The 21256-nt window shown below is 72.5% G+C and carries 22 protein-coding genes; 7 read left to right on the forward strand and 15 right to left on the reverse strand.

Annotated features, from left to right (window positions below):
• Positions 1-17 precede the first annotated feature (17 nt).
• From B086_RS0135310 to B086_RS0135320, 3 genes are all read left to right on the forward strand, one after another.
• A complete protein-coding gene (locus B086_RS0135310) occupies positions 18-710 on the forward strand; it encodes a TetR/AcrR family transcriptional regulator (RefSeq protein WP_018571163.1) in 693 nt (230 codons plus the stop codon).
• 19 nt (positions 711-729) lie between these two features.
• Positions 730-1245: a DinB family protein gene (locus tag B086_RS0135315; RefSeq protein ID WP_018571164.1), complete on the forward strand. Its 516-nt coding sequence runs from the start codon at positions 730-732 to the stop codon at positions 1243-1245.
• Between the two features lie 209 nt (positions 1246-1454).
• Positions 1455-1964: a hypothetical protein gene (locus B086_RS0135320; protein ID WP_018571165.1), complete on the forward strand. Its 510-nt coding sequence runs from the start codon at positions 1455-1457 to the stop codon at positions 1962-1964.
• 76 nt (positions 1965-2040) lie between these two features.
• Here B086_RS0135320 and B086_RS0135325 read toward each other — a convergent pair whose 3' ends face one another.
• The 7 genes from B086_RS0135325 to B086_RS0135355 all read right to left on the reverse strand — a co-directional run bounded on the left by B086_RS0135325 (position 2041) and on the right by B086_RS0135355 (position 7693).
• Entirely contained in the window at positions 2041-2568 is a 528-nt protein-coding gene (locus B086_RS0135325; protein ID WP_018571166.1) for a tetratricopeptide repeat protein, read from the reverse strand.
• A 212-nt stretch (positions 2569-2780) separates the two neighbouring features.
• Entirely contained in the window at positions 2781-3464 is a 684-nt protein-coding gene (ung, locus tag B086_RS0135330) for a uracil-DNA glycosylase (RefSeq protein WP_018571167.1), read from the reverse strand.
• A 207-nt stretch (positions 3465-3671) separates the two neighbouring features.
• A complete protein-coding gene (locus B086_RS0135335; RefSeq protein ID WP_018571168.1) occupies positions 3672-4439 on the reverse strand; it encodes an SDR family oxidoreductase in 768 nt (255 codons plus the stop codon).
• Positions 4440-4452: 13 nt separating this feature from the next.
• Positions 4453-5214, reverse strand: coding sequence for a 3-oxoacyl-ACP reductase FabG (fabG, locus tag B086_RS0135340; protein WP_018571169.1), 762 nt, complete (start codon positions 5212-5214; stop codon positions 4453-4455).
• Positions 5215-5374: 160 nt separating this feature from the next.
• Positions 5375-5821 (reverse strand): DUF3037 domain-containing protein, encoded by a 447-nt coding sequence (locus B086_RS0135345; protein ID WP_018571170.1) that lies wholly within the window; start codon positions 5819-5821, stop codon positions 5375-5377.
• On the reverse strand, positions 5818-6672 hold the full coding sequence (locus B086_RS0135350; protein ID WP_018571171.1) for a HipA family kinase: 855 nt from the start codon (positions 6670-6672) through the stop codon (positions 5818-5820). Before B086_RS0135350 ends, B086_RS0135345 begins: the two co-directional genes overlap by 4 nt.
• A 118-nt stretch (positions 6673-6790) precedes the next feature.
• Complete coding sequence (locus B086_RS0135355; protein WP_018571172.1) at positions 6791-7693, reverse strand: LysR family transcriptional regulator; 903 nt, start codon at positions 7691-7693, stop codon at positions 6791-6793.
• 73 nt (positions 7694-7766) lie between these two features.
• Here B086_RS0135355 and B086_RS41570 point away from each other — a divergent pair, with 73 nt between their 5' ends.
• Complete coding sequence (locus tag B086_RS41570; protein ID WP_018571173.1) at positions 7767-8855, forward strand: DMT family transporter; 1089 nt, start codon at positions 7767-7769, stop codon at positions 8853-8855.
• Here the strand turns inward: B086_RS41570 and B086_RS0135365 are convergent.
• Positions 8846-10177, reverse strand: a complete 1332-nt coding sequence (locus B086_RS0135365) for an aminotransferase class I/II-fold pyridoxal phosphate-dependent enzyme (RefSeq protein WP_026253107.1) — start codon at positions 10175-10177, stop codon at positions 8846-8848. The genes B086_RS41570 and B086_RS0135365 overlap by 10 nt on opposite strands.
• Positions 10178-10212: 35 nt before the next feature.
• Here B086_RS0135365 and B086_RS0135370 point away from each other — a divergent pair, with 35 nt between their 5' ends.
• Positions 10213-10893 (forward strand): pyridoxamine 5'-phosphate oxidase family protein, encoded by a 681-nt coding sequence (locus B086_RS0135370; RefSeq protein WP_018571175.1) that lies wholly within the window; start codon positions 10213-10215, stop codon positions 10891-10893.
• A 115-nt stretch (positions 10894-11008) separates the two neighbouring features.
• Here B086_RS0135370 and B086_RS0135375 read toward each other — a convergent pair whose 3' ends face one another.
• From B086_RS0135375 to B086_RS43435, 4 genes are all read right to left on the reverse strand, one after another.
• Positions 11009-11959 carry a DMT family transporter gene (locus B086_RS0135375; protein ID WP_018571176.1) on the reverse strand — a complete coding sequence of 317 codons (951 nt, stop codon included), beginning with the start codon at positions 11957-11959 and terminating at the stop codon, positions 11009-11011.
• 178 nt (positions 11960-12137) lie between these two features.
• Positions 12138-13142: an EamA family transporter gene (locus B086_RS0135380; protein WP_018571177.1), complete on the reverse strand. Its 1005-nt coding sequence runs from the start codon at positions 13140-13142 to the stop codon at positions 12138-12140.
• 118 nt (positions 13143-13260) lie between these two features.
• Entirely contained in the window at positions 13261-13854 is a 594-nt protein-coding gene (locus tag B086_RS0135385; protein WP_018571178.1) for a Clp protease N-terminal domain-containing protein, read from the reverse strand.
• A gap of 271 nt (positions 13855-14125) precedes the next feature.
• The gene (locus B086_RS43435; RefSeq protein ID WP_078531290.1) at positions 14126-14728 is read right to left on the reverse strand and encodes a PadR family transcriptional regulator; all 603 of its coding nucleotides are present in this window, start codon (positions 14726-14728) and stop codon (positions 14126-14128) included.
• Between the two features lie 326 nt (positions 14729-15054).
• Between B086_RS43435 and B086_RS0135395 the strand changes: the two genes are divergently transcribed.
• Positions 15055-15657: a DinB family protein gene (locus B086_RS0135395; RefSeq protein ID WP_018571180.1), complete on the forward strand. Its 603-nt coding sequence runs from the start codon at positions 15055-15057 to the stop codon at positions 15655-15657.
• A 1069-nt stretch (positions 15658-16726) separates the two neighbouring features.
• On the opposite strand, the gene B086_RS0135400 is transcribed toward B086_RS0135395, so the two are convergent.
• The 3 genes from B086_RS0135400 to B086_RS0135410 are packed head-to-tail and all read right to left on the reverse strand — an operon-like array spanning position 16727 to position 20609.
• The gene (locus tag B086_RS0135400) at positions 16727-17746 is read right to left on the reverse strand and encodes an ATP-binding protein (protein WP_018571181.1); all 1020 of its coding nucleotides are present in this window, start codon (positions 17744-17746) and stop codon (positions 16727-16729) included.
• Positions 17743-19833: a Mu transposase C-terminal domain-containing protein gene (locus tag B086_RS0135405; RefSeq protein WP_018571182.1), complete on the reverse strand. Its 2091-nt coding sequence runs from the start codon at positions 19831-19833 to the stop codon at positions 17743-17745. The genes B086_RS0135400 and B086_RS0135405 overlap by 4 nt, the downstream gene beginning before the upstream one ends.
• Positions 19821-20609 (reverse strand): TnsA-like heteromeric transposase endonuclease subunit, encoded by a 789-nt coding sequence (locus tag B086_RS0135410; RefSeq protein WP_018571183.1) that lies wholly within the window; start codon positions 20607-20609, stop codon positions 19821-19823. The genes B086_RS0135405 and B086_RS0135410 overlap by 13 nt, the downstream gene beginning before the upstream one ends.
• Before the next feature lie 281 nt (positions 20610-20890).
• On the opposite strand from B086_RS0135410, the gene B086_RS0135415 reads away from it, so the two are divergent.
• Positions 20891-21247 (forward strand): hypothetical protein, encoded by a 357-nt coding sequence (locus B086_RS0135415; protein WP_018571184.1) that lies wholly within the window; start codon positions 20891-20893, stop codon positions 21245-21247.
• The last annotated feature ends 9 nt before the right edge of the window (positions 21248-21256 follow it).

The following is a 21256-nucleotide window of genomic DNA, read 5'->3' on the forward strand; positions in this document are numbered from 1 at the left end:
CCGGTAGGTTGATCTCCATGTCCGCTCCCGACGCACCCGCCCCGCCCGCCGACAGCGCCGAGAAGCCCGAGAGGCCCGAGAGTCCCGACAACGCTGGCCCCGCCGTCCCCGCCACCCGCGCCGACCGCGTGGCCGACGCCGCCCTCGCGCTGCTCGCCGAGCGCGGGACGCGCGGGCTGACGCACCGGGCCGTCGACGAGGCGGCCGGGCTCCCCCAGGGATCGACGTCGAACATCGCGCGCACCCGGCAGGCGCTGCTGGAACTGGCCGTACGGCGGCTGGCCGACCGGGAGGCCCGGGTCCTGGCGCTGCACGAGATGCCGGATCCGCGGACCGGCGGCCTCGACTCGCTGGTGGACGGCCTGGCGCTCGCCACCCATCGCGCGCTCACCGGCAACCGCAGACTGACCCTCGCCCGCTACGAACTGGCGCTGGAGGCGACCCGCCGCCCGGAGCTGCGCGCCCCCTTCGACGCGGCGGGCGCCCGCTTCCGTGACCAGCTCACCGCGCTGGTCACGGCGATGGGCTCCACGGACCCCGAGCGGCATGTGCTGTCCCTGGTCGCCTGGGCGGACGGGCTGATGTTCTCGTGCGTGGCCGGGACCTTCCACGCGCGGCCCCCGGAACTCGACGACGTACGGACCGGCCTGCGGGAACTGCTGGGCGGCATGCTCGGAGGCGGGGGGAAAACACCTGGTGCGAGGGTCTGACCTGCGCGAGGATCGGCGCATGACGACGACCGAACGCCGCGAGCCCGCCCAGAACGCCGACGAGCGCACCATGCTGGACGGCTGGCTGGACTACCACCGGCAGACACTGGCGTGGAAGTGCGAGGGCCTGACCGACGAGCAGTTGCGCACCGCGTCCGCGGAGCCCTCCGGGCTGACCCTGCTGGGGCTGGTGCGGCACATGGCGGAGGTGGAGCGCGGCTGGTTCCGCCGGGTGATGGCGGGCGAGGACGCGCCGCCGATCCACTACGACGACCAGGACCCGGACGGCGACTTCCGCGTCACCACCGCCGACACCTGGGCCGACGCCCACGCCACCTGGCAGGCGGAGATCGACGCCGCGCGCCGCATCGCCGCCGGCCTGAGCCTCGACGACCTCTCCGAGGGCCGCCACAGGTCCAGCCCCGACCCGTTCAACCTGCGCTGGATCTACACGCACATGATCGAGGAGTACGCCCGCCACAACGGCCACGCCGACCTGCTCCGCGAGCGCATCGACGGCGCGACCGGAGACTGAGCCCGGCGCCGGGGCGCCGCGTCGCGCGGCAGCGCCGTACGGCGTGGCGGGCGCGGGGTCCCGCCCCGGCCGTCGCCCGGTGCGGCCCGCGCCACGGCGTCACCCGCGCGCACCGCGGCCACTCCCCGAGGGGTGGGACATCACCCGTGCGGGGCATCCTGCGGCCGTCCGCAGGTCATACGGGCCGCCGGGGCAGCAGAGTGGCGCGGGTGCATCGAACGACGACCGCCGCAACGCTCCTGATCACCCTGGCCGTCTCGGCCCTCACCGGCTGCGTCACGGTCCAGCGGCCACCTTCCGGTGTCCCGGCGACGGCCTCCGCGGCCGGACCGGCCCCGCGGCCGGAGGGCGGCACCGGACAGCGCGCCGTCCAGGCACCCGCCCGGGAGGCCCTGGAACGCGCCGGATCCTCCGACGGCCCCACGGCACCGGACGCCCGCCCGCGCACGCACACCCCGGCGGCGCCGCCCGCGACACCCGCCGTGGGCGGGCCCACGGCGCGGGACCAGCACCCGGCGCCGCGCTCCCCTGCCCCCGGCGCCCCCGGCCAGAAACCCGCGCCCCGGCCGCCGCATCCGCCCGCGCCCCGGCACACGACGCCCGCCGCCCGGCACGCCGCACCGGCGAACCCGGGCATCTGCGCCCTCGGCAAGGAGTACGGCCACTGGCGTCCGGGCAGTCCGGAGGCGAAGATCTGCGGCCAGACCTACGGCCGTTGAGCGGCCCGGACCCGGTCCCGCACCCCGTGTCCGTGTCCGCCCCGCCCGCGCTGCCGCGGCGCCCGGCCGCCCGCCGCTACGACCGCTGGCGGGGCGGTCCGCCCGGGTCCTCACCCGGTCCGGCCGGGCCGTCCTCGCCCAGCCGCAGCCCCAGGTGGTGGATGGCCGCGCGGACGCCGTCGCCGTAGCTGTCCTCGGCGAGGGAGGCGGCCGTGCCGCGGGCGCGGCGCAGATGGCTGCGGGCGGCCTCGCTGCGGCCGAGCTTCACATAGTCGGCGGCCAGATTCAGGTGCAGGCACGGATACAGGGCCCGGACGGCGGGGGCGCCCTCGTGCCCCGGGCGGTGCTCGCCCGTGAGTTCCTCGGCGGCGGACAGCGCCCTGAGGTCCCAGGCCAGTTCGTCCGAAGGGTCGTCCTGGGTGTCGGCCAGGTAGTGGGCCAGGGTGCAGCGGTGCAGCGGGTCGCCGTCCTCGCCCAGCTCGTGCCAGAGCGCGAGGAAGCGCACGCGGGCCTCCTCGCGGTCACCGGCGTGGTGCAGGATGACGCTCTGACCGATCCGCGTCAGCACGGCGTCGCCCGCCGTCTGCTCCTGCCGCTCCGTCACGGCGCCTCCAGCCCTGCCAGCCTTGTGCCCGACCCGGCCTTGTGCCCGACCCGACTCCCCCGACGCTAACCGCACCCACCGGCAATCCGGCTCAGGCAGCCCCGGGCGGGACACGACACAGGACGCACGGCGCCGTGACGACGGGTCGGCCGGGAAGGTGGCGCGCCCCTGACCGCCGCGCCACCCGGTCCCCCGGCTTCCGGTCTTCGGGCTCAGCCCAGGTTCGGGATCTGCCAGTCGATCGGCTGGTGTCCCTGCGCCGCGACCGCCTCGTCGATCTGGGTGAACGGACGGGAGCCGAAGAACTTCTTCGCGGACAGCGGCGAGGGGTGCGCGCCCTTGACCACCACGTGCCGGGTCTCGTCGATCAGGGGCAGCTTCTTCTGCGCGTAGTTGCCCCACAGCACGAAGACGGCCGGGTCGGGACGGTCGGCCACCGCGCGGATCACCGCGTCGGTGAACTTCTCCCAGCCGCGTCCCTTGTGAGAGTTGGCCTCACCGGAGCGGACCGTGAGCACCGCGTTCAGCAGCAGCACACCCTGCCGGGCCCACGGCATCAGATAGCCGTTGTCCGGGATCTCGGTGCCCAGCTCCTCGCGCATCTCCTTGTAGATGTTCCGCAGGGACGGCGGGACCTTGACACCCGGGCGCACCGAGAAGCACAGGCCGTGGCCCTGTCCCTCGCCGTGGTACGGGTCCTGGCCGAGGACGAGGACCTTCACCTGGTCGTAGGGCGTGGCGTCCAGCGCGGCGAAGACCTCCTCGCGCGGCGGATACACGGGACCCTTCGCCCGCTCCTCCTCGACGAACTCGGTCAGCTCCTTGAAGTAGGGCTGCTGAAGCTCGTCGCCCAGAACCCCGCGCCAGGACTCGGGCAGCATGGCGATGTCGGTCACGTCAACGTCCTCACGATCTATGGTCACTTCCTGCCCACAGAACCTACAGGCGACCACTGACAACGCCGCACGGAGAGCCCGCCGGAGACCGACACGGGACACCACCGGCACACCGGCCGCGTGCCGGTACGCCGGTGGTGCGTGTGTACCGGTGTCCCGGTGGTGCCGGTGGTCCCGGTGGTGCCGATGTGGGTGTCCCCGGCCCGATCAGCCCACGCCCGCGTTGAGGAAGAGGCCGCCGTCGACGACGAGCGTCTGGCCGGTGACCCAGTCGGACTGCTCGGAGGTGAGGAACGCCGCCGCGCCGCCGATGTCGGTGGGCACGCCCAGCCGGCCGAGCGGGTACGCCGCGGCGGCCTCGTCCTCGCGGCCCTCGAACAGGGCCTGCGCAAACCGCGTCTTCACCACGCCCGGCGCGATGGCGTTGACCCGCACCTTCGGCGCGAACTCGTGCGCGAGCTGCTGGGTGAGGTTGATCATCGCGGCCTTGCTGATGCCGTACGCGCCGATGAACGGCGAGGGCGCGAGACCGGCGATCGAGGAGATGTTGACGATGGCGCCGCCGTTGTCCTTCTGCCAGGCGTGCCAGGTGCGCTGGGCGAAGCCGAGCGCGGAGATCACGTTGGTCTCGAAGACCTTGCGCGCCACGTTCAGGTCGAGGTCGGCGATCGGGCCGAAGACCGGGTTGGTGCCGGCGTTGTTGACCAGGTGGTCGACCCGTCCGAACACCTCCATCACCCGGTCGACGGCCACGGCCTGGTGGGCCTCGTCGTGGGCCTTGCCCGCGACGCCGATGACCCGGTCGGAGCCGAGCCGTTCGACGGCCTCCTTGAGCGCGTCCTCGTTGCGGCCGGTGATGCAGACCCGGTCGCCCCGGGCCACCAGTGCCTCGGCGACGCCGTAGCCGATGCCGCGGCTGGCGCCGGTGACGAGGGCGACCTTGCCCGACAGCGGGGGAAGTTCCTCGGAAGTCATGTGCGTGTGTCCCTCAGTTGAGCGGTCCGCCGGCGACATACAGGACCTGGCCGGAGACGAAGCCGGCGGCGTCGCCCGTGAAGAAGGCGATGGCGTTGGCGATGTCCTCCGGCTCGCCGACGCGCTGCACCGGGATCTGGGTGGCGGCGGCGGCCTTGAAGTCCTCGAAGCCCATGCCGACGCGCTCGGCGGTGGCCTTGGTCATCTCGGTGGCGATGAAGCCGGGGGCCACCGAGTTGGCGGTGATGCCGAACTTGCCCAGCTCCTTGGCCAGGGTCTTGGTGAAGCCCTGGAGGCCCGCCTTGGCGGCCGCGTAGTTGGCCTGGCCGCGGTTGCCGAGCGCGGAGGACGAGGAGAGGTTGACGATCCGGCCGAAGCCCGCGTCCACCATGTGCTTCTGGACCGCGCGGGCCATCAGGAAGGAGCCGCGCAGATGCACGCTCAGGACGGTGTCCCAGTCGGCGGCGCTCATCTTGAACAGCAGGTTGTCCCGGAGCACGCCCGCGTTGTTGACGAGGATCGTCGGCGCGCCGAGCTCCTCGACGACGCGCTCGATCGCCGCCTCGACCTGCGCCTCGTCGGAGACGTCGGCGCCGATCGCGACGGCCCGGCCGCCGGCCGCGGTGATCGTCTCCACGGTGCCCTTGCAGGCGGCCTCGTCGAGGTCGATCACGGCGACCGCGCGGCCCTCGGCGGCCAGGCGTACGGCGGTGGCGGCACCGATGCCGCGTGCGGCCCCGGTGACGACGGCGACCCGCTGGTCAGTGGTGGACATTGCTGCTTCTCCTCGCCCTTGAGAGAACCTGCCCGGACCGGGCCCGGAGCCCGGCCGGTGAATCCGGTCTGCGGTGAGCGACCGCTTAGTACCTCTGGTGGACGTGACGCTAGAAGCCCTGGCACCCGGTGTCAACGGCACGCCCGCCACGTGTGATCCATTACCTCACCAGGAGGTCGAGCAACCGTTGCGCCTCCGCGGCCGGGTCGAGGGTGAGTCCGGTGTGCACGGGGCCCGGCTGGACGATCGTGGAACGCGGCGCGACCAGCCAGCGGAAGCGCCGGCCCGCGTCGTCCCCGGCCGCCTGCCCGGCCGCCGCACCGCCCGCGCACACGCCCTCGACGGCGGCGAGCGCGGCCCGCACGCCCGCCACGTCGGCCTCCGGGTCGAGCGCCCGCAGCCGCGCCTCGTCCAGATGGGTGCGGGCGCCGACGTACGCCTTGGCCCGGCAGTAGACCAGCACTCCGGCGTTGACGCACTCGCCGCGCTCGATCCGCGGGACGATCCGCAGCAGGGCGTACTCGAAGACGTCCCGGTCACTCGTCCGGCTGCCGATGATGTGGCGCTCGCCCGCCTGTCGGCCGCCGAGGATGTGGTGGTCGCTCACTTGGTCCCCCCGTTGCCTTCGGAGTCCTGGCTGCCCTGGCTACCCGTGCCGCCCCGGGTTCCCCGGCCACCCTGACCGCCCTGACCGCCCTGATCGCCCTGGATTCCCTGGATGCGTTCGTGGATCACCGCGGCCCGCGCGAGCAGCGGCCGGGCGTAGGCGCGGCGCAGTTCAGCGGGGGTGGCGAAGCCGGGCTCGTCCGCCAGCCAGGCGTCCGGGATCTCGGCGGTCACCTCGGCGAGCAGGTCCTCGGTGATCCGCGGCGCAAGGTCCGCGGCGGCGGCCGCGACATCCGGGGCGAAGCGCGCGAGGGCGTGGTCGGAGGCGTCGTACGGGCGGGCCGCGGACGCCTCGGCGCCCGGCCAGTTGTGCTGCCAGATCATGGTGGCGCCGTGGTCGATCAGCCACAGCGCGCCGCGCCATCTGAGCAGGTTCGGGTTGCGCCAGGAGCGGTCCACGTTGTTCACCAGGGCGTCGAACCAGACGATCCGCCCGGCCTCCTCGGCGTCCACCGGGAAGGCCAGCGGGTCGAAGCCGAGGGCACCGGAGAGGAAGTCCATCCCGAGGTTGCCCCCGCCGCTGGAGCGCAGCAGCTCCTGGACCCGCTCGTCGGGTTCGCCGAGGCCGAGCACCGGATCCAGGCCGACGACCGCGAGGGACGGCACGCGGAACCCCAGCCTCCGGGCCAGTTCGCCGCAGACGACCTCGGCGACGAGCGTCTTGCGGCCCTGACCCGCGCCGCTGAACTTCAGGACGTACGTGCCGAGGTCGTCGGCCTCGACGAGCCCCGGCAGCGAACCACCCTCACGGAGCGGTGTGATGAACCGGGTCGCGTTGACTTCCTTGAGCATCGCCCCAGGCTACTGGGGGCACGCACACCTCCGGCCGCCCTGTGGACAACGCGCGCGGACACCGGCGCGGCCGGGCGGGCGGACCGGTGTCCGCGCGTCGGCCGGGCGGCCCGGCCGATCAGCCGAGCCGGTCGCCCGCGGCGCGCAGGGCCTCCACCGCCGCCCGGATCGAGGGGCGGCGGTCGGCGTCGGCCCGCCACACGGCGTAGACGTGCCGCCGCACCGCCTGCCGCACCGGAACGGCCCGCACCCCGGCGGGCAGCGGCCCCCGGCCCAGGCGCGGCGCCACGCACACCCCGAGACCGGCGGCGACCAGCGCGAGCTGGGTGGCGTGCTCCTGGGCGCGGTGCGCCACACGGGGTTCCACCCCCTTGGAGCGCAGGGTGTCGAGCAGCCACTCGTGGCAGAACTCGTCGTCGCCCCAGCTGATCCAGTCGTCGTCGGCGAAGTCCTCCAGCCCGGCGTCTGCGCGGTCCGCGTGCGGATGCGCGGCGGGCAGCGCCACGTCCACGGGGTCGTCGAGGAGCGGCGCCCGGACGAGTCCCTCGGGGACGGGCAGCGGCTTGTTGTACCAGTCGAGGACCACGGCGAGGTCGGCGTCGCCGCGCAGCACGGCCCGTACGGCGGGGGCGGGTTCCACCTCGGCGGTGGTGACACCGAGTGCCGGGTGCCGGGCGCGCAGATGGCACAGCGTCGCCGGGAACAGCCCGCGCGCGCCCGTGGGGAACGCCGCCAGCCGCAGTTCGCCGACCACCTGTCCGCGCTGGGCCTCCAGATCGGACTGGGCCAGCTCCACCTGGGAGAGGATGCGCGCCGCGTGTTCGGCGAGCAGCCGCCCGGCGTCGGTGAGGCGTACGCCCCGGCCGTTCCTGGCCAGGAGCCGCTGGCCCACCTCGCGTTCCAGCTTCGCCAACTGCTGCGAGACGGCCGAGGTCGTCACGTGCAGTCCGTCGGCCGCGCCGCTGACCGAGCCGTGCCGGGCGAGGGCGTCGAGGGTCCGCAGGCGCTCCAGGTTCAACATGTAAGCGATACTACGAGGTACAGCGCGCGAATTCTCGATTGTGCTACGAGGTTGAGCGCGGCACGCTACGAGCATGACCACCGCGCCCGCCGCCCCGCCGTCCCCGCCGTCCTCTTCCCCGAGGGCCCGCCGCCCCGCCCACTGGCGGGTCCGGTTCGCCTTCCTGGCGCTGGTCTGGGGCTTCAGCTTCCTGTTCATGAAGGTGGGCACGCGCAGCTTCGCGCCGTTCCAGGTGACGCTGGGGCGGCTGGTGTTCGGCACGGCGGTGCTGGCCGTGGCGATGGCGGTGAAGCGTGAGCGGCTGCCGCGCGGTGCGCGCACCTGGGGTCATCTGGCGGTCGCCGGGTTCTTCCTCAACGCGCTGCCGTTCTCGCTCTTCGCCTACTCGGAGCTGACCATCCCGTCCACGCTGGCGGGCATCTGCAACGCCACCTCGCCGCTGTGGGGCATGGTGCTCTCGCTGGTCGCCCTCTCCGAGGACCGCCCGACCCGGGTGCGGGTGGCGGGGCTCGGGCTCGGTTTCCTCGGGGTGCTCACGGTGCTCGGCGCCTGGCAGGGCTTCCACGGTCTGGACGCGGGCGGCACGGCGATGGCGCTGCTGGCCTCGCTGAGCTACCCGGTCGGCTGGATCTACGTCCGGCGCACACTGGCCGGCGCCCCGGACTCGCACCTGTCCCTGACCGGCGGGCAGTTGCTGCTGGCGACGGTGCAACTGGCCGTCGTCACGCCCCTGTTCACGGACATACCGGCCCAGGTGGACGTGCTGCCGCTGCTGGCGGTCGCCGCGCTGGGCGCGCTCGGCACCGGGTTCGCCATGCTCGTGCAGTACGGGCTGGTCGCCGAGGTGGGGCCCACCACGGCCCAGATGGTGACCTATTTCGTGCCGGTCATCGCGGCCGCCGCCGGGGTCGCCGTCCTCGGTGAGGAGCTGACCTGGTCGACTCCGGTCGGCGCGGTGATCGTGCTGGCGGGCGCGGCCCTGACCCAGGCCAGGCCGCGCGGCAGGACGGGGCGGTCGGCCCCCGAAGCCACGGCCACGCCCGCGCCGACACTTCCAGCCACGGCCACGGCCGCCGAGAGCCGGCGGTCCGAGGAACCGTCCGGACAGCCCGAATCGTCCGGACAGCCCTCCCGCCCCGTACCGGCGCCCGCTCAGACGTAGCTGCGCGCCGCGGCCGGTTCCAGCGCCGCCGCCACCGCGTCCGCCAGCCGCTCGGTCTCCTCCCCGCGCAGCGTCGAGACGGTGATGCGGATGCCCGGAGGCTCGCTGAGCCGGTAGCGGGCGCCGGGGGCGACGGCCCAGCCCGCGTGCAGCAGCCGGGCGACGGCACCGGTCTCGTCCGGCACCGGCACCCACACGTTCATCCCGCTGCGCCCGCGCGCGGCCACCCCGCGCTCCGCCAGCGCGCCGATCAGCCGCTCGCGCCGTTCGTCGTACCGGGCCGCCACGGCGCCGGTGTCCGGCGCGCCGTCCGTCAGCAACCGCAGCACGGCCCGCTGCACCAGCAGGCTCACCCAGCCGGGCCCGAGCCGCTGCCGTCCGCGCACCCGGTCCACGGTCACCTCGTCGCCGGTGAGCACGGCCAGGCGCAGATCGGGGCCGTACGCCTTGGCGACCGAGCGGACGAAGGCCCAGTGCCGGGTGGTCCCGGCGAGCGGGTGCAGCGGGACGTCGACGATGCCGTGGCCGTGGTCGTCCTCGATCAGCAGGGTCTCCGGGTGCTCGGCCAGGACGGCACGCAGGGCACGCGCGCGCGTGGCGCTCAGCGCGGCGCCGGTCGGGTTCTGTGCCCGGTCGGTGACGATCAGGGCGCGCGCACCGCCCGCCAGCGCCCGCCGCACGGCCTCGGGGCGCGGCCCCTCGTCGTCCACGCGGACCGGCACGGTCCGCAGTCCGAGCGCCGGTACCAGGTCGAGCGTGCGGCCCCAGCCCGGGTCCTCCACGGCGACGGTGTCCCCCGGCTTGAGATGGGCGGCGAGGACCCGTTCGACGCCGTCCAGCGAACCGGTCACCACCGCGAGGGGCCCGTCCGGCACGCCCGCGGCGTCCAGTCCGGCGCGGGCGGCGCGCGCCAGGCCCGGATCCACGGCCAGGTCGCCGTAGAGCACGGGCGCGCGGTCGGCCTCGGCCGCCGCGGCGGCGAAGGCCGGTGCCAGCGGCGGCAGCAGAGCCGGGTCCGGGTTGCCCGCGGACACGTCCCGTACGCCCTCGGGCACGTCCAGGCGGATGCGGTCGCGTCCGGTGGTGGCGGGCGCGGGCCGCACCCGGCTGCCGCGGCGCCCGGCCGTCTCGATGACCCCGCGCTCGCGCAGCACGCGGTACGCGGCCGCCACGGTGTTCGGATTGACGCCGAGCTGAGCCGCCAACTCCCGCATGGGGGGCAGCGGTTGTCCCGGCTCCAGCTCTCCCGAGCCCACCGCCCGCTCGACGCTCGACGCGATGTCCGCTGCGCGACGGCCTTCGATCCGATATTCTCCTAGCACAAAGCCAATTATGCACTAGTGCAATGGAGACCGCAATGCAGGGGACCTCGCAGCCGACACCGGCCGACACCTACCCCCGGACCGACCGCACCGTCCCCACCCGGTCCGCGCAGAAGGCCGCGTACGACAAGGAACTGGTGCACGCGATACTCGACGAGGGATACGTCTGCCACCTGGGCTTCGTCCGTGACGGAGCACCCGTGGTGCTGCCGACGCTCTACGGCCGGGTCGGCGAGCGGCTGTACGTGCACGGTTCGACCGGTTCGCGCCCGCTGCGCATGGCCGGGCAGGCCGACCCGGGCCTCGCGGTCTGCCTGACGGTGACCCATGTCGACGGCCTGGTGCTGGCCCGCTCCGCCTTCCACCACTCGGTCAACTACCGCAGTGTCGTGGTGCACGGCACCGCCCACCAGGTGACCGACCCCGAGGAGAAGCGGACGGCCCTGGACGCGCTGGTGGACCACGTGGTGCCCGGCCGGTCGGCCGACTCCCGCCCCGGCAACCCGAAGGAGCTCGCCGCCACGGCCGTGCTCCGCCTGGACCTCGCGGAGGTCTCCGCCAAGCTGCGCACCGGCGGTGTGAACGAGGAGCCCGAGGACCTCGGCCTCCCGTACTGGGCCGGGGTGGTCCCGGTCCGCACGGTGTACGGCACGCCGCTCGCCGAACCGGACCTCGCCGCCGGCATCGAGGTCCCCGGCTACCTCTCGGAGCTGTGACGACGGCGCGACGAGCGACGAGCGCCGGGAGGAAGCTCGCCCGGAAGCCCCGCCCGGGACGGCGGATCCCGGGCGGGCCTCCCCCGCTCCCGTCATACCAGGGCAGGCACTCCCGTCACACCAGGGCGGGTTCCTCCTCGGCGGTCCGTGACGCGCGGGTCTCCGCGACGGCGAGGCCGCCGACCGAGCCGAGCATCAGCGCGGTGCCGACGAGGGTCGCCGCCGTCAGCCGCTCCCCCAGCAGGACGACCGCCAGCACGGCCGCGCTGACCGGCTCCAGGAGCATGATCACGGACACGGTGGCCGAGCGGACCACCGCCGCGCCCGCGAAGTACAGGGCGTAGGCGAGGGCGGTGGGCACCGTGCCGATGTAGGCCAGCAGCCACAGCAGCCGGACCGGTTCGACGGTGTGCGGCACCAGCCCCTCCGCCGCGGCGAGCGGCAGCACGCACAGCGTGGCCACCGCGAACGCGCCCACGGTCGTGGCGGAGTGGTCGGCGCCGCCGTCCCGGCCCCAGCGGCGGGTCAGCAGCGTCATCCCGCTGTACCCGGCCGCAGAGGCGAGGGCGAGCAGCACACCCCATGGCCGTACGGTGGCGCCGCCGCTGCCCAGCACCAGCACGGCGAGCCCGGCCAGCGCCCCGGCGACGGCGGCGGCGCCGGACCGGCCGAGCCGTTCGCCCAGCGTGAGCCGGGCGCCGAGCGCGATGAGCACCGGCCCGGCGCCGAGGGTGACGACGGTCGCCACCGCGAGGCCGGTCGCGGCGACGGCGGCGAAGTAGGCGGTCTGGAAGACGGCGAGCCCGAGCCCGGTGGCACCGGCCCGCAGCAGGACGACGCGGCGGCGGGCGGGCGCAGCGGGCCGCACGCGCGGGCGCAGCAGGCGGACGGCGAGCAGCAGCACGACGCCCGCAGCGCAGCGCCAGAAGGACAGGGCGGCCGGACCCATGTCACTGGCGCGGTAGACCAGGGAGGCGGCGGCACCGGCAGTGCCCCAGGCGGCACCGGCGACGATCAGATAGAGGAGGCCACGCCCGAGGGGCAGGCCGGAGGAAGCATGCGACACGAGTTCTCTCCGCAGAGGTGCAGAAGTTCCAGGAGGAGGACCCCGGTTCGGCGGGGTCGTCGGACTTCTTCTGCGGGCAGCACCGTCCGGCCCGGCGAGGCGCCGAGCCGACCGAAGGGGCCCGCCTCAGGCGGCGGGCGGCGAGACGGTGCGCGCGGACGTGTGCATGGTCCGCAGCCTAGACAGTCGTACCGCGCGCTGACAACTCCCGTTCCGCGGCACCGTCCGCGGCCGGGTCCGCCGCGCTCCCGGCGGGCGCCGAGGACTGCGCGATGAACGCGCCCAGCAGGACCACGGCGCCGCCCGCCACCTGCGGCACGGACAGGTGTTCGCCGAGCAGCACCCAGGCCAGCACGGTCGCGATGACCGCCTCCAGGCACGCCACCACGCCCGCGACCTGCGGGGAGAGCCGGCGCACCGAGAGCACGCCGGTGACGTACGCGAGGACCGTGGCGACCAGCACGATCCAGACCAGCAGGACGGCGGCCGGGACCTGGGTCCCGTTCATCCGCGCGGAGTGCGCGAGCACCGACCAGTTCATGCCCCAGGGCCGGGCCACGGCGGTCAGCACGACGGCGCCGACGAGCAGTCCGTACGCGATGACGCCGAGCGGGTCGGGTGCCTGGTCGCCCGCGTCGCCGCCCTGGTCGGAAAGGACGAAGTAGCCGACCTGGCAGCAGGCCGCGCCGAGGGCGAGCAGCAGGCCGAGCGGGTCGAAGCCCAGCCCGGACCACACCTCGACGACACAGGCGAGTCCCCCCGCCGCGAGGACCACGCCGAGCGCGGCGGCCCGGGTGACCGGCCGCCGCTGCACGAAGCGGACCCAGCCGAGGACCAGGGCCGGTGCCAGGTACTCGATGAGCAGCGCCACGCCGACAGGGATACGGGAGAGCGCGGCGAAGTAGCAGGCCTGGACGCCCGCCACGGCGAGCAGTCCGAACCCGGCGAGCAGGGCGGGGCGCCGGCGCAGCAGCGCGCGGTGGCGGACGGCGAGCGGCACCATGACCAGGGCCGCGCCGGTGACGCGCAGCCAGACGACGTGCAGCGGGTCGAGGCCCGCCTCGATCAGCGGTTTGGCCGCGACCCCCGAGCCGCCGAAGGCGACCGCGGAGACGAGCGCGAGACCGAGCCCGACGCCTCTGCCGGACTGCCGCTGACTGATCCCAGACGTAACCACCGGCACATGATGACAGGCGGCGACATGAGCGTCACCCCTGTTGGCACCTGTCTCACCGGCTGGACGGCGCACACGCTGCGCGGGACAGGGCGGCGGCTCGCGGCGGGAGGGGACGACGGACGCGTCAGCCGTCTCCGGCGTACTCCTCGGCAAGGCCCCGTTCCCCGCCCCCGCCCGCACTCTCTTCCGGGACACCGGCGATACCGGCGGCCAGTTCACCGGCGTCGATCCCCGCGCGGGCGAGCACCTCGACGGCCCGCGATCCGGGCACCTCGACGATTCCGGCGAGGAGGTCGACACCGCGGGCCATGTCGTCACCGCGGCGGGCGGCGCGCGCACGGGCGTGTTCCAGGGCGGCCGACGCCACCGGCGACCAGCCGTCGGCCTCGGCGGCGGCCGCCTCGGTCACCACGGGCAGGGCGCCCGAGTCCTCCACGCCGCTCTGCCAGCGCAGGCCGTAGCCGATGCTGCGCTGGACGAGGTAGCCGAGGAGCCGGACGATCCGCGGACCACCGCCGAACACCTCGCGCACCTCGGGGTCCGCCTCCAGGAGCGAGTGCAGCAGGTGGGCGGTGTCGATCTGCCGGTCCGCGTCCCGGAGGGCCCGCCGACGGGCACCGGCGACCACTGCCGACAGTTCGGCACTGAGCCCGGCGTCGTCGACCGGGCGGCTGCCGTCCTGCTCACGGACCGGCTGCCGGGGGATACGGGCTTGCACATCCCCCAGCCCATCAGTCCCGCGAGCCCCGGGCATCCCCGGCGGGAAGCATTTCCGCGTCCCACGCAGAGTGGACCCCGCGGGCCGGAATCTCCTCCTTACGGATGAGATCAGGTCAATTCGCACAGCGGCCGCCGGGGCGGCTCACAGGCGGCACCGGCCCACTGCGCGACCGGCGAAGGCGCTCCGCGGGAGCGTTTCACCCCACGGAGCGCCGGATGCCCGGGGCCCGGACGCCGGATGCCGGACGCCGGATGCCGGATGCCGCCTGTCAGTCCTCGTCGGCGAGGATCAGGTACAGCTTCTTGCGGGCCTCGTTGATGACCGCGAGCGCCTTGTCGCGCTGTTCCTTGCTGCCGGTCTTCCAGACCTGCCCGAAGGCCTCCATCAGTCCGGCACCGGCCTGGCGGATCTCGCCGAGGGCCTCCCAGTCGATCCCGCGCGTGGCCTCCTGCCAGGGCGCCTCCGGCGTCTCCTCGGCGGCCGCGCGGCCCTCCTCGGTGAGGGAGAACAGCTTCTTGCCGCCCTCCGACTCGCTGGCGATCAGGCCCTCGTCCTCCAGCAGCTGAAGGGTGGGGTAGACCGAGCCGGGGCTCGGCTTCCACGCGCCGCCGCTGCGCTCGGCGATCTCCTGGATCATCTCGTAGCCGTGCATGGACCGCTCCTTCAGCAGGGCCAGGATCGATGCCCGTACGTCACCGCGCCGCGCCCTCCCCCTCGGCCCGCCACGCCCTCGGCCACCCCAGGGACCGGGCCCGAAGCCCGGCCCACCCGGCCCGAAGGGGCCGAAGGCAGCCCGCCGCCCGTCGAAGTCCTCACGACCGCGCCAGGGGCCGTCGTGCCGGTGTCCACGCTCGAATCCATGGGTACGCATCGCCACCACTCCATTCCATCGTTGATCTGTCGCGATGCCTCAACGATATATCGGAACAGCTCGCCAGGCAACCGTCCGTCGGCGACCTCGATGACCTGTGCCAGTGAACGTTGATCGATTGCCAGAGAAGGGCGACCAACTGTCTTCTGTGCCAGTTAAGGCTGACCGCTTGTGGGTTTGTGACAGTGGGAGATGATCGCTGGTGGCTGTCCTGTCTCATCGAAGTTTGAGCCCGGTGCGTGTCGGCCGTCGTCAGCCTCGGGCGCATCGCCGACTCCTTGTCACAGCCGCGTGGTTGGGTGGCCACATCCTTGAAGGAGGACCACGTGACCGATCTCAAAGCGGAGCTGCACCGCAAGCTGCAGGCAGGACGGGCCGGTCTGCTCTCCAAGCTGGAGGGGCTCACCGAATACGACATGCGCCGGCCCATGACACCCACCGCCACAAACCTGCTGGGCTTGGTCAAGCATCTGGCAGGCCTTGAGTACGGATACCTCGGTGAATCGTTCGACCGGCCGGCGCCAGAGCCGCTGGCCTGGGTCGAGGACGGTTCCATCTGGGAAGGCGCAGATATGTGGGCCAGGCCCGATGAGTCCAGCAAGTACATCATCGGCCTCTATCAACGGGCCTGCGCGCATGCCGACCGGACCATCGCGGATCTCGCACTCGAAACCCCGGGCCAGGTGCCGCACTGGCCCGAAGACCGCCGGGCCACCACCTTGGGCGTGCTGCTCGTCCGCATGGTCTCCGAGACTGCCCAGCATGCTGGCCACGCCGATGTCCTGCGAGAGCTCATCGACGGCAAAGCCGGACTAGATCACGACGGCTTCGGCGACGATGCCAAGTGGCAGGACTATCACGCCCGTATCCAGGCGGCGGCCGACACCCACCGCGCTCAGGACTCGTTGAGACCGTCCAACCTTCGATAAGACGGGACAGCGGCGACGATCTTCCATCGGGGCTGCGTCGCCTTCCGCCGTCGATATGCCTTCTGGCGGCAGCGCTGGGAGCATGTCCGGCGCTGTGACCTGTGGTTTCCTTCTGGCATAGGGCCTGAACAGACCGGGCAGGGCGGTGTTTCAAGGGATTCGTTGCAGGCCGGGGCGAGGGCGTCAGCCCTCGCCCCGGCCGTCTTGGGTGAAGTCGCAGGTCCAGGCAACGGGACGGGGCTGGGGGTTGTCGCCGGAGCGACTTGCTGAGCACGTTGCTCTTCGGACGACCGGTAGGCCCGCTGACGGCATCGGGCTGAACACGTGCGGCGCCGTGACCGTCCGTGGCCAGGAGGTAGGGGCTGCTCGCAGATCTCGCATGTGCGGGCAGGCGTCGGTGCCGGTTTGCGGGGCGGGGCCGGTGGACGGGGTGGACGTGGTGGTGTTGTTCTCCAGCGGTAGGCGGACTGGCGGCAGCGTTGCGAGCACGTGCGTCGTCGGCTATTCGTGGTGCTCGGTGCCAGGGGGCCTTCACAGATCGGGCAGGCCAGCGGTGAGTCGCCCTCCGTGTTCGAAGACACCTCAGCGACCTGTTGCTTGCGTTGTTGTCGTTCGAGGTAGGCGGTCCGCCGACAGGCCGATGAGCAGAGTGGGCGGCGCTGCCCGATCTGCATCTTCATGAGTTTTCCGCAGATCCGACAGGGTTCGCGGCGCCATTCGCTGGCCGGGTAGCGCTTGCGGTATCTCTTCTGGCGGCAGGCTCTTGAGCAGGTCAGGGGTTTGGGGCCGAACATCGACTTGGCCTGGATCGGGGCTCCGCATTCCTTGCACTCGACCGTGTTCAGGATCAGCTGGAGATCCGTCAGGTCTCGGCCAGCGGCCGCTGCGATGCGGGGCCATGTCGGTTTGCCGCGGTGCAGGGGCGGTTCGGTGAGGTACTTCCGCAGGTAGGCGGGAGGAAGGTGGTTGGCCTGGGCCAGGCGTGTGATGAAGGAGGCGGCTCCTTCTCCGCGTTGCGGACGGACTTTGAACGGAAGACGGGTGACATCGGTGTCCGAGGCCAGCGATGTCACCCGTCGGTGCCGGGCTGCTTGCGGCGGGAGGCGATGTCGAGGTCGACGGCCAGCAGTCCTGCTTTGGTGATCCTTTCGCTGCCGGTGAGGATGGCGTCGACGGCGGCCCCGCGGAGCTGGTGGGACAGGGTGCCGATCATGCCGCCGGTGCGGGTGTGCAGGAACCGGTCCAGGCGGGTGAGGGTGCCGGGCTTGTGCTGGTGCAGCAGGAGGTTCGCCTCCAACTGGGCGACCAGGGCCTTCCATTCCGCGTTGTAGGGGAAGGGGTGGGTGTCCACTGCCGTGAAGCGGGCGGCGATCTGGTCTCCGCGGGTTCCGGTCAGGAGGCTGCTGTCCTCGATGTCGATGCCCGCGTAGGCGAAGGTCGCCGGGATCCGCTCGGAGAAGTACTTGAGTGTGTCGGACGCGTCGGCTCCGGTGCGGGTCTGCAGCGAGATGTTGTGGATCTCGTCGACCAGGACGAGCCCGGTGCGGGCCTTGGTGCAGACGCCGACCACAGCTTCGGTGAGGTCGGTGATGTTGGAGCTCCGCAGGACAGGGAGGCCGAGGAACCGGGCGAACTCGGCGGCGATCATGCGGGGTGTCGCGGCGGGCGGGACGGTGATGTAGATGACCGGTATGCGCTCGTCCTGCCCAGGGTGCCGGCGCCGGTCCTGGAGTTCGTGGGCCAGCCCGAGCTGGGTCAGAGCGATCGTCTTGCCGGTGTTGGCCGGACCGGTGATGATCAGGCCTCGGCGTGCGCTGATGGCACCGCGGTTGAGGACAGTCAGGCGACGTCCGCAGGTGACGGTGCGGCGGACGGTGGAGGTGGCGACCACCTGGAGACGGGCGTGGTGGTCGAGCCGGTCCTCGTCGTAGTCGTACTTCTCCTCTTTGCTCAGGGCGTCGTACTCGTTCTTCGTCAGCACGGTCATGGTGGTGCTGGTCGTGGACGCGACGAACTGCTGCCAGCCGGGCAGGACGGTCAGGTACTGGCCGAAGTCGTCGTGCGGGCCGCTGTCGGGCATCGTCGTCATGATCTCTTCCAGGGGTCCTCGAGCGGGTCGAAGAGCCCCAGCGGGATCACCTCGGCCATGGTTTCGTCGTCCTCCGCCGGCTCGTGCGGGGCGGGTTCGTTCTGCGTGCTCGGCGGTGGCGGTGTTGTCGCCGCCGTCGGCGTGGTGGCCTTGGTGCGGGCCGCGACGCGGCGGTCCTTCTTGGCCGTTGCGGCTTTCCTGTTCTTCTTCGCCGTCGGCCGGGCTGGGCCGGCGTGTGCGCGGGTGAGCAGGGCGGCGACGGCCTCGGCGAGTTCTTCCTCGGTGGCTTTGGGCAGTTGGTGGCTGACGTGATCCCAGGCCAGGTCACCGAAGGGGACCGGAGCCCGGTTCAGGTACTTCCAGGTCGCCTGGACCCATTCGCCGCCGCCGCGGTGATTGCGTACCCAGACGCGGGAGACGTCGTAGGGGTCACGGTGGACCTCCCAGAGCCCGCGTTTGGCGGTGATGCCCGAGTCGCGCCGTCGCATCGGCCCGAGTTCGGGGGCGTCATAGGTGCGGTTGTTGATCCGGATGCCGTAGGAGTTGACGGCCCGCCAGGCCGCGGGCAGGAGTTCGATGTAGTCCTGGCCGCTGAGCGCGACCGGGACGTAGCCGCAGGCCTCCACCAGGGCGGCGTACTTCTGGTTGGGGGTGAACAGGCGTCCCGGGTGGCCGGGATCACGCAGCCCGTCGTGCGGGCGGTTCTGCCACTTCGCGACGATCCACTCGTCCAGCAGGTCCTGCAGTTCAGGCAGTGACCACAGGTTCTCCTCCTCCGGGTGCCGGCCGCGGTGGTCGGTGTTGCGGCCGGTGTAGCCGGGGAGGAACTGGGCGAACATCGTCGCGACGGAGCCCAGCGTCTTCTCGATGTGGCCCTTCTCGAAGGGCGAGCCTTTGTGCGTGGGCTGGAAGTCGATCTCCAGGAACCGGCAAGAAGCCCGGAAGTTGTGCGAGACGAACACCTTGCCGTGATCGCAGACGATCACCTCCGGGACGATCACCGGCTTGGCCGCGGCGTGCTCGAGGCGTTCGTCGATGGTCAGCAGGCGGCGGTGCGGCAGCACCGAGCGCGACATCTTCAGCGCGTCGATCCAGCCCGGCCGCATCAGTTCCGGCGTGACCGTGCGGGCCAGCAGCACGCTGGCGTCGACCGACTTCGTCGTGGGCCTGAGCACCGCCGCTGTCAGCGTCCTGGACGCGACGTCGATCATGCCAGTCAGTTCGACCTTGCCGACCACCCCGTCGTCGAGGCGGACCATGACGTCCAGCGGGGTGGAGTCGATCTGCATGACCTCGCCCGGAGCCGACACCGTCAGCTCTCCGAACGGGGCAGCGGCCCCGTGGGCCGTCGACCTGCGGGTGACCGCCGACCCGGTCGCGTGCGTGCCCGCCGCCAGCCTGTCCAGCAGACGGTAAAGCGTCCGCCGCGACGGCAGTTCGGCCAGGTCCCCGCCGTTCTCCCGGATGATCTCCCCCGTCCTCCAGATCAGGTAGGACCCGTTGCGTGTCGAGGTCTCGACGCCCTCTTTGATCGCCTGCCGCATCGCCGCGACGACGGCGTCCGGTGCGTCACCGAACTCCTTGCGCTTGCGGACCGAACGGTGGTCCACGAGCCTGGCCAGTCCGACCAGGCCGTCCTCCGTGTAACGGCGTCGCCGCAGCCCCACCGCCCCGGACTTGATCTCGTGGCCGAGGGCCGCGAGTTCGGCCGCCTTGGTCTTCTGGCGCGAGGTCACCGATGTGCCCGGCCCGTAGCCCGGCCGCGGTGGTGTGCCGGGTTCGACGCTGGGCGGTAGTCCGTGCAGGACCTCAAGGATGTGCTCTTCCCACCAAAGCGCCCGCTTCATCACTTCAGGAGCGAAGGTCTCCAGCAGGCCGGCCGGGGGCAAAGGCATGCGTTCGGGCTGGAACAGGATCTCGAAGTCCGCCGTCTCGAACAGGTCGATCAGAGCGACCACTCGGTGCGGTGTCTCGGTGTCCTCCAGCACCGCCGCCTGCGCGGTGACCTCGAGAACCCCCCTGACCTGGCCCTCGAACCGGACCCGCTGGCCGACCGCCAAGGCCGGAGGCCGCTTCAGGCTGCCCATGTGCTTCCCTCCGTCCAGACCAGACTGCCGGTCTCCATCAGCCCTCCCACCAGGTCCGCCTTCAAGGCACCGGACCACAGCAGATGGAACAGCACCGGCAGAACCTGCAGACGGTCCCCGACCAGCCCGGCACCGTCCCAGAGCCCCATCGGTTCGCGGAAGACCTCCAGCAGCCGGTCCGCCACCGCCACCGGTCGGCCGCAGCGGGCCCGCCGATACCGGAACAGCCAGCGGACATTCGCCATGAACACCGGCTCGGGCCGGCCAGCCCACTCGAACTCCCAGCCCACGGCCCGGCAGGCATGCCCGGTCGCGTCGAACGCCTCCCGCGTCGCCTCATCCATCTCGTCCTCGGCCCGGACGTCAACGATGCGGGCGCGGCCGTCGGACAGCCTGACGAAGTAATCAGGAGTGTGCCGACGCTTGCGCGTGCCGTCGTGCCAGTGCAGCCAGAACGGCTGCGAGGCAACCGCGACAACCTGCGGATCACGATCCAGCAGGATCAGCCGGTCCCTCTCCAGCCACGACTCGTAACCCACGTGATCCCGCACCGTCGACGAGTAGTACCAGCCGGCGAACCCGTGACTGTCCTTGTGCCAGCTGAACTCCCGCACCGGGTCCACAGCCTCGAACGGCATATCCCAGCTGGACGCCAGCGATCGGCGCACCAGCGTGCCGTTCACGGAAAAGGCCAGGTCAAAAGCCGCAAGGGCAACCTCGCCGAACACACCGACAGGTGCCCCCACCACGTCCCCCGCGTACCTGTACACCGCCATCAGGAGCGGCGGGACGGTCCGGGCGCCGCTGTGGCACCCCGTGCCGGTGTCAACCCATGGCGGTAGACCGCAAGGCGCAGGGGTCTCGGCCCTACCGCCCCGGTCGTAGCGCGGGTTCAACCCGCTGCGGGACGACCGGATGCCGGGACCGCCCATAGGTTCTGGGCTCAGCAGCACCGCGAGGCCGAGCGCCCGCCGGCATCGCGTCCGCACGCGCCACGGGCCAACTCGGGGGATCCAACAGGGGGACCCGGCCCGTGACCGGGAAGGAAACCGACCCGATGAACATTCGCAAGAGCCTCGCCGTCTCCGTGGCCGCCGTGGCGGTGAGTTCCGGCCTGGCCTTCGCCCCGATGGCCTCGGCGGCCCCGCAGTCCGCCGCTGCCGGCTGCTCCTACCCGTACGTCTGCTTCTACAAGGGCTCGACGAAGACGGGCCAGTTCAAGGACGTCACCAGCGGCTGGCAGAACCTCGGCTCCAGCAAGGGCGCCACGAAGATGCTGAACACCCGCCACGACGACGTCGTGTACACGCACTTCACCAACGGCAAGACGCACTGCACCCCGCCCGGCAACGTCACCACGTTCAACTCCTGGGTGGTCGACAAGGTCCGCATCAGCTCCGCTGCCAGTTGCTGACCCACGCCG

It is taken from the genome of Streptomyces sp. PsTaAH-124, from assembly GCF_000373685.1.
In the GTDB taxonomy this organism is placed as follows: Bacteria; Actinomycetota; Actinomycetes; order Streptomycetales; family Streptomycetaceae; genus Streptomyces; species Streptomyces andamanensis.

What these genes read in the sequence shown, in the direction of transcription:
- B086_RS0135310 (WP_018571163.1), top strand. Translation starts at nt 18, where the DNA reads ATGTCCGCTCCCGACGCACCCGCCCCGCCCGCCGACAGCGCCGAGAAG.
- B086_RS0135315 (WP_018571164.1), top strand. Translation starts at nt 730, where the DNA reads ATGACGACGACCGAACGCCGCGAGCCCGCCCAGAACGCCGACGAGCGC.
- B086_RS0135335 (WP_018571168.1), bottom strand. Translation starts at nt 4,439, where the DNA reads ATGACTTCCGAGGAACTTCCCCCGCTGTCGGGCAAGGTCGCCCTCGTC.
- fabG (WP_018571169.1), bottom strand. Translation starts at nt 5,214, where the DNA reads ATGTCCACCACTGACCAGCGGGTCGCCGTCGTCACCGGGGCCGCACGC.
- B086_RS0135350 (WP_018571171.1), bottom strand. Translation starts at nt 6,672, where the DNA reads ATGCTCAAGGAAGTCAACGCGACCCGGTTCATCACACCGCTCCGTGAG.
- B086_RS0135355 (WP_018571172.1), bottom strand. Translation starts at nt 7,693, where the DNA reads ATGTTGAACCTGGAGCGCCTGCGGACCCTCGACGCCCTCGCCCGGCAC.
- B086_RS41570 (WP_018571173.1), top strand. Translation starts at nt 7,767, where the DNA reads ATGACCACCGCGCCCGCCGCCCCGCCGTCCCCGCCGTCCTCTTCCCCG.
- B086_RS0135370 (WP_018571175.1), top strand. Translation starts at nt 10,213, where the DNA reads ATGCAGGGGACCTCGCAGCCGACACCGGCCGACACCTACCCCCGGACC.
- B086_RS43435 (WP_078531290.1), bottom strand. Translation starts at nt 14,728, where the DNA reads ATGCGTACCCATGGATTCGAGCGTGGACACCGGCACGACGGCCCCTGG.
- B086_RS0135400 (WP_018571181.1), bottom strand. Translation starts at nt 17,746, where the DNA reads ATGACGACGATGCCCGACAGCGGCCCGCACGACGACTTCGGCCAGTAC.
- B086_RS0135405 (WP_018571182.1), bottom strand. Translation starts at nt 19,833, where the DNA reads ATGGGCAGCCTGAAGCGGCCTCCGGCCTTGGCGGTCGGCCAGCGGGTC.
- B086_RS0135410 (WP_018571183.1), bottom strand. Translation starts at nt 20,609, where the DNA reads ATGGCGGTGTACAGGTACGCGGGGGACGTGGTGGGGGCACCTGTCGGT.
- B086_RS0135415 (WP_018571184.1), top strand. Translation starts at nt 20,891, where the DNA reads ATGAACATTCGCAAGAGCCTCGCCGTCTCCGTGGCCGCCGTGGCGGTG.